Below are 14360 nucleotides of genomic sequence, written 5' to 3'. Positions count from 1 at the left end.
TATATAGCGTAGGGCAACGCCCTACGTAAAAACGGCAATCTGAATTTGCGCCCTGAAAGGGCATAATTGTATACAGTTCCGCCCTTTCAGGGCTTGTGGCTGGTGTGTTTTTTTCGTAGGGCGTTGCCCTACGCTATATAATTAAGCCCTTTCAGGGCACCCCAATAAATATATAATTGTAAGGCTTTCAGCCTAACCGATAAATTCTCATTTAACCGATAAATTCCCATTTACCGGCTAGCGCCGGAGCAAGGTTTCCATTCGGTATTCCCTGAAAGAGATACAGTTCCACCCTTTAGGGTATGTCTAAAACGATAACATGCCGAATGGAAACCTTGTTGGGGCGCTACGCCCCTAAATTCCCATTTAACGAACAATCATTTACAATGAGTTCAATATTTGATTTGCCCGGTTCACGGTTACTGCTGCCGGGGTTTCTGGCATACTACCCAAGTTGAACGGAGCAAGCATTTTCTCTATTTTCTTTAATCCGGCTTTATTTCCCTTTTTCTCAAATTCCTGACGGAGGATATTTATCTTCTCGTGCGCCTGAATTCCTTCAATCAAGCGTTCGAAACGGATACAGCTACGGGCACCCGGATATACAAGATACGTATCTCCACCTGCCCAACTGCGGAAACGGGAATCAAGCAGCGGTTCCAATGGCCAGCTGTTGTATGCCCAACGCAAATAACCGTCCAGGTGTTTCTTAGAAGAATAATAACTTATCCAGACAGCTTCTGCAGGATCGGAGAAAGTAAATGTATTGGGATGCGCTTCCGTACAGCAGGTGTAATAGTTGGTACGTTTGTTCTCTGCCACACGGCGGAGACGTACTTCTTCGGGGAAGTTCTGTCCGATTACGATACAGTAATCATACAAATCGGGCTCAATCTCCGCATGGTAATTTCCTGCCAACGAAACTTTGAAATCCGGATCAGCCTTACGAATCACCTTCAAGGTCTTCTGCATCACTTCCATCGGACGTTCATCCATTGCAATAGCGCAGATATCGAACCATCCTTTTTCTTTCAGGTGCTTGGAGAAAGACGAAAGCATTGCTACCCACATCTCTTCGTAAGCCTCTTCACCCGGAGCAGTTTTCACAAATTTCAGAGAGTTGGTTGCCTGGTCGTAATACTGGAATGACAACTCCCAGGGAACCATTGAATAACAGTTGATCTGTTTGTCAATGCCCACACTCATCATAAATTCTACCCAACGGTCGAAAATGGTATAGTCGAAAGACCATGTGCCGTCCGCCCGTTTCATCCAGGTAACCATTGTATCAAAATAATCTTCCGTCTGACCGTTCCAGGGTTTGTGCATCAAAGTAGCCGTGATAATCTTTTGTCCGGCGTCTGCCAGCATTTTCATCAAAGGACGCATGGCGTCTAAATGCTCCTGGCTCCATAGAGGAACCTGATAGTAACGTGCCACTGCATAGGGACTTTGCCACAAATCCAAGTGGTAAGCCCACTCCGAAGGCGCCGGAAGTTCGCGGGAAGAAACCGTAATTTCCAGATTCAGGCGTTGCAACAGACGAGAGCCGTCGTTGATTAGCAACTCTCCTTTATACGTTCCGGGAACAGCCGATTGAGGAATCCAACACTGCACCCAGACAGGTTGAACTGTGCGGGCAGGCAAAGCCATTGCTTTCAGACTGGTATCAATAGGGTCGGCCACCAATAATGAATCATAATCCACCGCTTTCCGGTGTCCGCAGGCACCTCGACCGTCTTTGTTCAATTCATCCGTCATCACATAACGAACAAAACCGCCGGTGAATGCATCTTGGGGAAGAACATTTCCTTTCTTGTCTTTGAAATCACCAAAGCTGAAATTCAGGTCTTTCAGTTCTACACCAGTCCATACAACCGCTTGCGCGTTCACACGTTCACCACGCCAGCCTTTCAAAGCAACCGTTTGCTGGTTCTTCAACCGGGGAAGCCCGTGTTTTGCGTACCGGACGTCTGTTGTACCCCAAGACACTTGTGTTGTTGTCACTGCCGCCCATTCTTTATCAGACGGCGCAGCAGGGTCGGGCAATTCCTGATAAGTCTGTAAAGGGAACTTCGGTTGTCCTGTCGGAACACCACATTGAGTGACTCCTTGCTGGGCAAAAACTGCGCCCATACTAAAGAGACAAGTCAGGGAAAAAATAGTAAGTCGTTTCATGGTTAGTTAATTAAATGATTAAAGGTTTTTATTAGGGGGAAAAATATTCAATCACATAGGGTCTACATCATAGTAGACAATCAAAGATTTATAGCGTTCATCTTCCAACATCTCCCGTTGGATGCGCAACAGCAACTCCCGGGCACGTCCCATCGGAGCGTTCTGCTCAATCTTTACGACAATCTTTTTGATAAACAACGTTTGGATACGGGCAACAGGAGGTTTATCCGGCCCCAACACCCGATTGCCAAATACCGCCCGCAGCTTATCCGCCATCACTACCGCCATCTGATCCAGCAACGCTTCATTATGATTTTTCAGATAAACATATACCAACCGGTAATAAGGAGGATAATGGAACATCTGCCGTTCCGCCAACTGCCCGCCTACCATGTCTTCATAATCATTGGCAATGACCTGATGAATGATAGGATGCTCGATGCTCTTGGTTTGCAGCACCACCCTACCCCGCTTGTTCTTACGTCCGGCACGTCCCGCTACTTGCGCCATCAACTGGAAAGCCCGTTCATAGGAACGAAAATCCGGATAATTCAGCATCGTATCGGCATTCAGTATACCTACAATACTGACATGATCGAAATCCAATCCTTTTGAAACCATTTGCGTGCCGATCAATATATCCGTCTTTCCCTGTTCGAAATCCGCAATAATCTTTTCATAAGCAGAGCGGGTGCGTGTGGTATCCAAGTCCATTCGTGCCACTGCCGCTTCGGGAAAAAGGATTTTAATGTCATCTTCAATCTTTTCCGTACCAAAGCCACGGTTCACCAGTTCCGTACCTTCGCAGGCAGGACAGGATTTCGGCAGTTGGTAGGTATAACCGCAATAATGACAGGTTAGCTGATTGATCCCTTTATGATAGGTAAGGCTCACGTCGCAATTCTTACACTTGGGCACCCAACCGCAAGTACGACACTCCACCATCGGAGCAAACCCGCGACGGTTCTGAAAGAGAATCACTTGCTCTTCCTGTTCCAAAGCCTCTTTCATGTATTGTATCAAGAGCGGTGAGAATTGTCCCACCATCCTCTTTTTACGATGCAATTCCTTTATATCCACCGGAATAATCTCCGGCAATTGAATTTCTTTATATCGTTCTTTTAGTTGTACAAAACCATATTTCCCCTCCCCTGCATTCTGCCACGACTCGATGGAAGGAGTAGCCGTTCCCAACAAAGTTTTAGCTCCGTACATGGCAGCCAGTACAATCGCTGCGCTACGGGCATGATAGCGGGGAGCAGGATCTTGTTGCTTATACGTATTTTCGTGCTCTTCGTCCACAATCACCAGTCCCAGATTCCGGAAAGGAAGAAACACGGAAGAGCGAACACCCAGGATAATATCGTACCCGTTCTCTCCCAGTTGTTTCCGCCATATTTCAACCCGTTCGGCATCGGGGAATTTAGAATGGTAGATCCCCAGGCGAGCACCGAAAACCCGTTGCAGACGCTCTGTAATTTGAGTAGTCAAGGCAATCTCCGGCAACAAATATAAGACTTGCTTTCCCTGACGAATCGTTTCTTCGATCAGATGAATATACACTTCCGTCTTCCCGCTGGACGTTACTCCATGAAGCAGACACACGTTTTTCTCCTGAAAAGACTGAACGATCTCATCATGTGCCCGTTGCTGAAACTCGTTCAAGGAGTTCAGCTCGACTACTTCTTTCTCCTGTTTATTCAACCGTCCGATTTCGTGATAGTAGATTTCGAAAATCTTCTTATCCACCAGCCCGTTCAGTACCGAAGGAGCCACATTAGCCCGTTGCAACAATTCTTTCTTGGAGACTTCTTTCGGAGTTCCGGTTCCTAAAATACCTGAATACTCTACATACTTCATGAGCAACGCCAGTTGCTTCGGAGCACGAGACAGAATATCAAACAGAATATGGAGTTGCTTTTCATCTGCCGTACCCGCAAGCCGCACCCGTGCCTCTGTCTTAGGCTTATAAGTACGTTTCAATTCTTCCTTTACAAAAATGGCTTCTTTATCGAGCAGGGACTTGATGGCGGTAAGAATATTTTTTATGCCGCTGTCTTTCTCCAGTTTAGTGACGGACTGCTGCGCATCTACGGCAAGTAAATCCAAAATGCGTTGTTCCCGTTCCGGCAATGGCGCATCCGCCTCAAAATCGGGATTATATTCAACAATCGTTTCACTCTCCAGCTTCAGACCGGAAGGAAGTGCCGCTTTATACACATCTCCCTGTGTACAGAGATAGTAATCGGCTATCCATTCCCAAAATTTGAACTGAACGGGTAGTAAAATGGGAGAAGCATCCAGCAATGCAGATATATCTTTCACTTCGTACTCCGTTGGAGCACAATAATGAACGTTAAGGACGATAGCCGTATAAAACTTCTTTCGCCCGAAAGGAACTACCACACGGCAGCCTATCTTCACATCTTCCGCACATTCGTCCGGCAAAGAGTAAGTGAAACTCTTCGGAAGCGGAAGCGGTAATATGACATCTACATATTTTTTCATTGCAGGTACAAAAATACAATAAAAAAATGGGGAATGAAAAAGAAGGAAGAGAGAACACTCAAAAGAAAAACGCTTCTTAAGGCAGGATTGGGCAGAAACAGTTTCGAGGCTGCAACAGGGCAGCCCTCGAACAAAAAAAAGAGTTCCCGTTGACCGGAAACTCTTTTTTATATACGATGTAAAGTGACAGACTATCTAAAAAATATAGGCAACAGATACCTGCCAAGTCTTAGTCTTATAAGAAGCGTCTGTTCCTTCAAATTTGGCAGTGTCTCCCAACGGGATATTATAATTGGCACCAACCTGCAAATGATTGAGCAATTTCACACCCGCACCAACGTTAATGCCGACTTCAGCTTTCTTCTTGTCGGTTTTTACGCCTTCAATCGTTTTATTTCCCGCAAAATCGAAATAAAAATCAGGACCTGCAGCGAGATAAATACCTGCCAGACTTCCCAAACCGATTGTATATTTCAGGTTTACAGGAATATCAATACCGTTTTGCTTAACAGTATAATCCTCGTTTCCCTCAGAAACCTTTATACCTCTTTGAGCAAAAAGCAAAGCAGCATCTACTCCCAACCCTACGATTGGAATATTAAACTCGGCCATCGGACCAATAAAGAAACCGGTAAAATTATCCTTCTTAAAGTTATCGCCTACATTAGAGAAACTCGCCTTCGACAAGTTCAAACCTCCTTTTACACCAAAGTGTATTTGCGCCTGGGCAGGCATCGCCATACCGATACATACGGCAATCATTAAAGCACCAAAAATCTTTTTCATAAATTTACGTGTTTATAATTCGGGACAAAGATATATAATTAGAATAAATAAACACAATTTATCTGTTTTTTGTTCGCTCAAAGTCGCTGTTGTTCACTTAATCCGACGCCCGTACCTTTATATTTGCTCTTTTGAAGATTGAACTTACAATAGAGCATCAGTTTCATCCACCACTCACAGACTAATAAGAAGTTCTTATTAGTTCAATTTTCATCCTATTTATCATCTATAAATATTGGAAAAATGATAGTTAATCAAATTTACTTCCTAATTATCATACATAACCTTTTCAGCCAACACGTACGGCAAGTGGTCTGCTCCAATGCAAGTTCTTTTTCTAAATGCCGCATCCGGTCACATTGCTTCAACCATTTGCTCTGCAGTGCATCATACAAAAATTTAGCTCCTTTATACATGGTGATTTCCTTATCTTGTTTGCCTAAAAGTGATGCGTATATTGAACAGACTTGAGATTTATCCATGCAATATCGTTCCAACTTTTCGATATACATCAATGTAATCCCCTTTTTATTCCGGTTGATAAAATCCTGAATACTTTCATCGTCGATGATGTCGATGTCGGCTCTTTGGTAGTCCACGATGATTTCTCTTATCTCTATCAAGACCCAGATATATTCTGTCTCGAATCCGTACTTTGCAGCCGCTTCTTCTATACTAATCCATTGTGCCATAGCGTTTGTTCTTTTATGTGTGATACAATAAGGGATGAATAATGTTTTATTCATGTATATTAGCACAACGAGCATCCACTCTTTTTGCAGTCCGCCGGATGGAGATTGGCTAGGTTAAATTGTGGGGTAATTGATAACCGGCCGAATACAAGAAAGACGCAGATGCTGCTGTACCATTATCCGACCTTAAGGCTAGCAACACCTTTAAAGAAGATAATGATAACAGCAGACACCCACGTCAATCGTTTATATATAACACATCTCTTACGGATATGTTGATATACAGCCGTTCACGTGGAGTATCTACCGTATCATCTCTCTCTTTTGAAAGTTTGCTATTTTTAAGGTCGAGAGATAATACGCTTTTACTCCATATAGGAAATAAAAACCGCTTTCTGTCTATTTCATCACGCTGATGGGCTGAAAGCGTATGACAAAGATATATGTTTTTTTTGAAAGGTAGCAGAAATATGGAAATAAATATAGGAAGTTCTGTATTAAAATGAATTTGATAAAATATAATCCTGTTTCTTATTTCTGACTGAAATCCGTCACCAATAAAAATAAATAAGCAATTTTACTCTCATACTCTCATCAATCGTTTGAAAAGCCTTTATTCATCGGAGTTACAGGTATGAGAGTAAGTATGACAGTAAGATGAGAGTAACTTTTACTCTCATACCTTGTCATAAGCGTCTTGATTTTAGTTGAACTTCTTACATTCTATAATTAGAGCACTTTGCTCACAAGCTTAAAACAATATGTTTCAAGCAATTAGATTTATTAATACAGATAACAGTTACCGATAATCTCTTTACGGGTGACATATCCTCCATGTTCTTCTATCAGAAGTCTCAATTTATCATCCATATCACTCTTGTCTTATTATGTACAAATATACGGCATTTATTTCTAAGTGCCGTAGTTTTGTACATATTTTCTTTTGATACAAAAGTGAGTAGGAGCATGACTTAACTATTTTTCAAGCAAAAGAAATTATAGTTCCAAGTAAGCAAACTTCAGTTTCCAGCATAAGAGACTACAGTTCCGAGGCGGGAAACTCCAGTTCCCACCGTAGGAAATGAGCGTTTCCAAGGCAGGAAACGACAGTGTCCATGTATGGATACCGCAGTTTCTGTACGTAGATACTGCAGTCTCCTTATAGGGATACCATGAACCTCCCATAGCTTTGCATAAAGAAATCAAGGGCTTTTCTTCAGTTATATTATGCGTTGCAGATACTTTATCTGCAACGTATCTGCAACAGGTATCTGCAACGCTCCAACTTCCTATTTACTAATACATTACAAGCGTTTTGTTGCAGGTGGCAGATACTTTGATGTTTTTTAAACTTTATGGGAGAAGATTATACTCATTCTTACTACTATGAAAACAAATCATTTAACGCCTCGCTCATACTAGGATGAGTAAAAATGAAGTCACGCAGGAAAGTATAATCCTGACCTGTCTTCATTGCAACAGCAACTATATTGATTACTTCGCTGGAATCAGGCGCAAACAGCATACAGCCCAATATTTTTCCCGTATTCTTATCAATGACAGCTTTCAACAGGCCGTCCGTTTCTCCCAATGTTTTCGCTCTTGGTATCGCCATAACGGGCAATTTCTTGATAATAATATCCAAATTCAGCTTACGAGCCTCTTCTTCATTCAATCCGATACGTGCTAATGGAGGATCAATAAAAACAGAGTAGCTAACCGGATTGCGATCATTCGTTTTCCGTTCTTTATCGCCAAACAGATCCTCCCGGATAATCCGGTAATCATCCAATGAAATATAAGTGAACTGCAAACCACCTTTCACATCACCAACGGCACGTATATTCGGTTGGGTTGTTTTCAGGTATTCATCCACAATGATCGCTCCGCGTGCATCCGCCTCCACTCCGGCAACTTCCAAATTCAGATCTTTCGTGTTCGGCCGGCGTCCTGTAGCCAGCAATACAGCATCAGCTTCAAGTTCCACCACCTCGCCAGTTTGTGAATCAGAAAAAACAACGAGTGCTCCATCTTCGATATGTTTCACAGATTGAACCTTTGCATTCATTCGAAAAACAATGCCTTTCTTCTCTAATGTTTCTTTTACACTTGCAGCAATATCCCGGTCTTCACGCACAATCAGTTCAGGATAACTTTCGAGTACGGTCACCTGTGAACCGAACGAAGCATACATAGACGCAAACTCCAAACCGATGTAACCGCCACCGATAATAACCAGTCGGCGGGGAAGCTCGGTCAATTCCATGATTGAGGTACTTGTATAAACCAACGGATTACCCACAACTCCCTCAATGGGAGGAATAACTGTTTCTGCTCCCGTATTGATAATAATTTGCTTCGATGTCAGCATTATTTCTTCAGTAGATGTACGGACAGAGACCACATCGGAAGAGACAAAAGAGCCTACACCTGTATAGACTGTTACATTGGGATTATCTGCCAGATTATGGTAATTCTTATTTCTCAATGCACTTGTCACAGCTTCTTTCACAGAAATGGCATTGCGATAGAACTCACTCCTTTCTTCAAATGTAGCGTCTTTCATACCGGAAGCAATTTTAGCCTGATGAACCAATGTCTTGGTCGGAATACAGCCAATATTAATACACGTTCCTCCATACATTTTATCCGAACGTTCAACAATGGCAACTTTTCGCCCACGCTTTGCAAACTCTGCCGCAAGGGTCTTCCCTCCCTTGCCAAAACCGATAATAATAACGTCAAATGCATTCATATCCATATAGTTTTAATTGGTTCTAAATTTACTTGTTAAGTTCATAACTAATGATGTTGCAAAGTTCACTGTTTTTAAAGTAATGAACAATAACTATTTTACCGGATAAGTTAGCAATTATTCCCATATAGAATAAAAGTAACAAATAATCAAAATCGCCGGAGCAGATCAGTGACTTGCCCGGCGATTTCCCTATTGAATCGATTCCCACTTACTATCTATCAACGGTTGGGATGAATATCCAGTTTGACTGGTTTAATCATATTTTCAGGTTCCAGAATGGTATCCAAATCTTTCTTGGAAAGGATATTATGTTCCAAAACAAGTTCATACACTCCCTTTCCTGTTTCCAATGCTTCTTTAGCTATCTTGGTAGAATTTTTATAACCAATCACCGGATTCAGGGCTGTCACTACGCCAATGCTGTTGTGCACATCTCTCCGGCATTTTTCTTCATTGGCTGTAATGCCGTCGATGCATAACGTACGCAAGGTATCGAAGCCATTCATCAACAAGTCGGCAGACTCGAAACAGCATTGCGCCATCACCGGCTCCATCGCATTCAGCTCCATTTGAGCGGCTTCGCCACTCATGGCCACACAAAGATCATTTCCTATCACCTTATAAGCCACCTGGTTCATCACTTCAGGAATCACCGGGTTCACTTTTCCCGGCATGATGGATGAGCCCGGTTGCATAGCCGGCAGATTGATTTCTCCCAATCCGCAACGCGGACCGGAAGCCAGCAACCGCAAGTCATTGCATATCTTATTCATTTTGACAGCTATACGCCTCATCGCTCCCGAATAACCTACCATGCAGGAAGTGTCCGAAGTGGCCCCCACCAAATCATCGGCAAGTTTTATATCCAGTCCCGTAATCTTGCGCAAAGCGGCAATACACTTCTCCGCATATTCCGGTTCGGCGGTGATTCCGGTTCCGATGGCCGTGGCTCCCATGTTGACTGTCAGAAAGTCCTGCGCGGCAAAATCAAGATTCTTCACTTCATGTTCAAGAATACTCGCAAACCCGTTGAAGGTCTGTCCGAGAGTCATTGGTACGGCATCTTCCAGTTGAGTACGTCCCATTTTGATGATATGCGCAAACTCACTTCCTTTCTTCCGGAAAGCCTCTATCAACACTTCGAAATGCTTAACCAATTTCAGATGAGTGTAATAAAGTCCAATGTGGATAGCGGTGGGATAAGCATCGTTGGTAGATTGCGAGCGGTTGACATGATCGTTAGGCGAACAGTATTGATACTCTCCGCGCTGATGCCCCATCAGTTCCAATGCCCGGTTAGCAACCACTTCATTGATATTCATGTTCGTGGTAGTACCCGCTCCTCCCTGAATCATATCTACGGGGAACTGTTCGTGATGCTTTCCTTCAAGTATTTCTTTACAAGCTCTCAAGATAGCATCCGTTTGTTCTTCGGTTAATAAGTCCAGTTCGCGGTTGGCAACGGCGGCTCCCATCTTTGTGATAGCCAATGCCTGGATAAACAAAGGGTACTCATTTAAATGAAACTTGCTGATGCGAAAGTTTTCGATACCGCGGAGTGTCTGTACTCCGTACAGTGCACTTTCCGGCACTTCACGACTACCTATCAGGTCACTCTCCGTACGAGTTTTTTTTGATAAATTCTGTTCCATATCGGTTGTTTTATAATAATAACAGTTTCGTTAGTTCTTATAATAACCAATGAGTTTAGTTATTGTTTTAATAAATATGCAAAAACTATTCAAAGACTTTTTTGTTGTTAATACAAGAAAAAGAAAATACAAAGAGAGAAATCACTTATCTTTGTTGGGAACTTAAAACAGCATTCTATGATATTACAATTAGCATTTGTTCTGACAGCTATTATTATTGGCGCACGCCTGGGAGGTATCGGCCTCGGCGTGATGGGAGGAGTTGGGTTGGCTATACTTACGTTCGTTTTTGGTTTACAACCCACCGCGCCTCCTATCGACGTTATGTTAATGATTGCCGCTGTGATTTCGGCTGCCTCCTGTATGCAAGCGGCCGGCGGACTGGACTATATGGTGAAACTGGCAGAACATTTGCTTCGTAAGAATCCTTCACACGTCACCTTGCTTAGTCCGCTGGTGACTTACCTGTTTACTTTTGTAGCCGGAACGGGACACGTCGCCTATTCTGTGTTGCCGGTCATCGCGGAGGTTGCCACCGAAACAAAAATCCGTCCGGAACGTCCGCTGGGTATTGCTGTCATTGCTTCCCAACAGGCCATTACAGCCAGTCCGATTTCCGCGGCTACCGTAGCACTTCTCGGACTCTTAGCCGGATTCGATATTACCCTGTTCGACATTCTCAAGATTACGATTCCCGCTACCATTGTCGGCGTGTTGGTTGGTGCTTTATTCTCTATGAAAGTCGGTAAAGAATTGGTGGAAGACCCCGAATATCAGAAACGTCTGAAAGAAGGATTGTTCAATAATAAAAAGATAGAGATTAAAGATGTGAAGAACAAACGTTCGGCTATGATTTCCGTCCTTATCTTTATATTAGCAACTGCGTTTATCGTACTCTTCGGTTCTTTTGAAGGAATGCGCCCCAGTTTCCTGATTGACGGGGAAATAGTTACATTAGGAATGTCTTCCATCATTGAAATCGTGATGTTATCGGCTGCCGCCATCATCCTGTTAGTAACCAAGACCGACGGAATCAAAGCAACGCAAGGTTCCGTATTTCCGGCAGGCATGCAGGCAGTGATTGCCATCTTCGGTATTGCCTGGATGGGAGATACCTTCCTTCAGGGAAACATGGGACAACTGACTCTTTCTATTGAAGGAATCGTGCAACAAATGCCGTGGCTGTTTGGTGTCGCGCTGTTTGTGATGTCTATTCTACTATACAGCCAGGCTGCCACAGTTCGGGCACTTGTGCCTCTGGGCATTGCGTTGGGGATTTCGCCTTATATGCTGATCGCCTTGTTTCCGGCAGTAAACGGATATTTCTTTATTCCGAATTACCCTACTGTAGTGGCTGCTATCAATTTCGACCGTACCGGGACAACAAAAATCGGCAAGTATGTGTTGAATCATTCGTTTATGATGCCCGGCTTGGTATCGACGATTGTTGCCATTGCCCTGGGACTGCTCTTTATACAAATATTTTAATATACATATATTATTAACCTAAACATCATTCAGTTATGAAACAATTCAAAAGCTTTGGACTGGTAGTAGTCACACTACTATTTTCTGTAACAATGGCATTTGCCGCAAAACCGAACATTCATATCCTTGCCACTGGAGGAACGATTGCAGGCACAGGAAGTTCAGCTACCGGAACCAGCTACACAGCAGGACAAGTTGCCATCGGCGCACTACTCGATGCCGTGCCCGAAATTAAGGATATCGCCAACGTGACCGGAGAACAGATTGTCAAAATCGGTTCGCAGGACATGAACGACCAGGTTTGGCTGACGCTTGCCAAAAAAATAAACGAACTATTGAAACGCCCGGACATCGACGGTATCGTGATTACTCACGGAACCGATACGATGGAAGAAACGGCCTATTTCCTGAACCTGACCGTTAAAAGTGACAAACCGGTGGTACTGGTAGGTGCCATGCGTCCGTCTACTGCTCTAAGTGCCGACGGCCCGTTGAATCTTTATAACGCCGTAGTTACCGCCGCCGCAAAAGAATCCAAAGACAAAGGAGTACTGGTTGCCATGAACGGACTGATCCTTGGAGCACAGAGTACGGTTAAAATGAACACGGTCGACGTGCAAACTTTCCAAGCTCCCAACTCCGGCGCGCTGGGTTATGTGTTGAACGGAAAAGTATTCTATAATCAGGTGACGCTAAAAAAACATACCACCCAATCCGTTTTCGATGTTACTCATCTGAACGCACTTCCTAAAGTAGGTATCGTATACAGCTATTCGAACATCGAAGCAGATATGGTCACTCCGATGCTCAACAACGGCTATAAAGGCATTATCCATGCAGGAGTAGGAAATGGAAATATCCATCAGAATATCTTCCCGGTACTGACAGACGCCCGTCAGAAAGGAATCCTTGTGGTTCGTTCTTCCCGTGTCCCGACAGGTCCTACGACGCTGGATGCAGAGGTAGACGACGCCAAGTATCAATTTGTGGCTTCACAAGAACTGAATCCGCAGAAATCACGCGTTTTGTTAATGCTTGCACTAACCAAAACGACTGACTGGAAACAAATTCAGCAATATTTTAACGAATACTAAAAGCCTGACCTACTTATGAAAAAATGGATATTTATGTTGCTCCTCGCGGGCAGCATACAGGGAGTATATGCTCAAAAAACGGAAAAGAAGGATAAATTCAACCCGAACACTCCCCTGTTTGAAGAACTGACAGACGTAAAAAAGAAGACAGATAAGTTCAATCTTTATCTGAATATGCAAGGGAGCTTTGACGCTCATTTCCAAAATGGTTTTCAGGAAGGTGACTTCAATATGCACCAGCTCCGTATCGAAGCCAAAGGAAATATCAACAACTGGCTTTCTTACCGCTATCGCCAGCGCCTCAACCGCTCGAACGATGCAAACGGCATGATTGACAATCTGCCTACTTCCATCGACTATGCCGGAATTGGTATCAAACTGAATGACCAGTTCAGCCTCTTCGCAGGAAAGCAATGTGCCGCATACGGTGGTATCGAGTTCGACCTCAACCCGATCGACATCTATCAGTACAGCGATATGATCGACTATATGAGTAACTTTATGACCGGACTGAATGTAGGTTATAACATTACTCCCGAACAGCAACTTAACCTGCAAATACTGAACAGCCGCAACAGTTCGTTCGACAGCACTTACGGAATCACGGAAGATGCCGAAGGAAATCTTCCCGATCTGAAATCCGGCAAAATGCCGCTGGTTTATACTTTGAACTGGAATGGTAATTTCAATAACGTATTCAAGACCCGTTGGTCGGCTTCTGTCATGAACGAGGCCAAAAGTCACAATATGTATTATTATGCTTTAGGTAACGAGTTGAATCTTGGCAAATGGAATGCTTTTGTCGATTTTATGTATTCAAAAGAGGACATTGACCGCAAAGGTATTATTACCAGTATCGTAGGCCGTCCGGGCGGACACAATGCTTTTGATGCGAATTACCTTTCCGTAGTTGCTAAATGTAATTATCGTTTTCTGCCGAAATGGAATGTGTTTGTGAAGGGTATGTATGAGACGGCTTCCGTGAGCAAGGCATCCGAAGGAATAGAGAAAGGCAATTACCGTACTTCCTGGGGATACCTGACCGGTATCGAATATTATCCGATGGAAACCAACCTACATTTCTTTGTGACGTATGTAGGACGTTCGTATGATTTCACCTCCCGCGCCAAAGTGCTGGGACAGGAGAATTACAGTACCAACCGGATTTCCGTAGGATTCATCTGGCAGATGCCTGTATTCTAAA

Annotated in this window: 9 protein-coding genes; 3 read left to right on the top strand and 6 right to left on the bottom strand. The window is 43.6% G+C overall.

Annotated features, from left to right (window positions below; translation table 11 throughout):
- Nucleotides 1–381: 381 nt before the first annotated feature.
- From HMPREF0106_RS07235 to HMPREF0106_RS07260, 6 genes are all read right to left on the bottom strand, one after another.
- Entirely contained in the window at nucleotides 382–2178 is a 1797-nt protein-coding gene (locus HMPREF0106_RS07235; protein WP_009040593.1) for a DUF4091 domain-containing protein, read from the bottom strand.
- 51 nt (nucleotides 2179–2229) lie between these two features.
- Nucleotides 2230–4686: a primosomal protein N' gene (gene priA, locus HMPREF0106_RS07240; RefSeq protein WP_009040592.1), complete on the bottom strand. Its 2457-nt coding sequence runs from the start codon at nucleotides 4684–4686 to the stop codon at nucleotides 2230–2232.
- Nucleotides 4687–4881: 195 nt separating this feature from the next.
- The gene (locus HMPREF0106_RS07245; protein ID WP_009040591.1) at nucleotides 4882–5472 is read right to left on the bottom strand and encodes a porin family protein; all 591 of its coding nucleotides are present in this window, start codon (nucleotides 5470–5472) and stop codon (nucleotides 4882–4884) included.
- A 260-nt stretch (nucleotides 5473–5732) separates the two neighbouring features.
- A complete protein-coding gene (locus tag HMPREF0106_RS07250) occupies nucleotides 5733–6164 on the bottom strand; it encodes a hypothetical protein (protein WP_032851539.1) in 432 nt (143 codons plus the stop codon).
- A 1384-nt stretch (nucleotides 6165–7548) separates the two neighbouring features.
- Complete coding sequence (locus tag HMPREF0106_RS07255) at nucleotides 7549–8919, bottom strand: FAD-dependent oxidoreductase (RefSeq protein ID WP_009040589.1); 1371 nt, start codon at nucleotides 8917–8919, stop codon at nucleotides 7549–7551.
- A gap of 221 nt (nucleotides 8920–9140) precedes the next feature.
- The gene (locus HMPREF0106_RS07260) at nucleotides 9141–10574 is read right to left on the bottom strand and encodes an aspartate ammonia-lyase (protein ID WP_008023070.1); all 1434 of its coding nucleotides are present in this window, start codon (nucleotides 10572–10574) and stop codon (nucleotides 9141–9143) included.
- 177 nt (nucleotides 10575–10751) lie between these two features.
- Here HMPREF0106_RS07260 and HMPREF0106_RS07265 point away from each other — a divergent pair, with 177 nt between their 5' ends.
- Genes HMPREF0106_RS07265 through HMPREF0106_RS07275 form a run of 3 tightly spaced genes read left to right on the top strand, consistent with a single transcriptional unit; the run spans nucleotide 10752 to nucleotide 14359 of the window.
- Complete coding sequence (locus HMPREF0106_RS07265) at nucleotides 10752–12062, top strand: anaerobic C4-dicarboxylate transporter family protein (protein WP_004313440.1); 1311 nt, start codon at nucleotides 10752–10754, stop codon at nucleotides 12060–12062.
- Between the two features lie 35 nt (nucleotides 12063–12097).
- Nucleotides 12098–13156: an L-asparaginase 2 gene (gene ansB / locus HMPREF0106_RS07270; protein WP_008023076.1), complete on the top strand. Its 1059-nt coding sequence runs from the start codon at nucleotides 12098–12100 to the stop codon at nucleotides 13154–13156.
- 15 nt (nucleotides 13157–13171) lie between these two features.
- Nucleotides 13172–14359 carry a porin gene (locus HMPREF0106_RS07275; protein ID WP_008023077.1) on the top strand — a complete coding sequence of 396 codons (1188 nt, stop codon included), beginning with the start codon at nucleotides 13172–13174 and terminating at the stop codon, nucleotides 14357–14359.
- Nucleotide 14360 lies beyond the last annotated feature (1 nt).

The organism is Bacteroides sp. D22 (assembly GCF_000163675.1).
Taxonomy (GTDB): domain Bacteria; phylum Bacteroidota; class Bacteroidia; order Bacteroidales; family Bacteroidaceae; genus Bacteroides; species Bacteroides xylanisolvens.
Note: the sequence above shows the minus strand (reverse complement) of the source record. Positions and strands in the feature narration are given on the sequence as shown.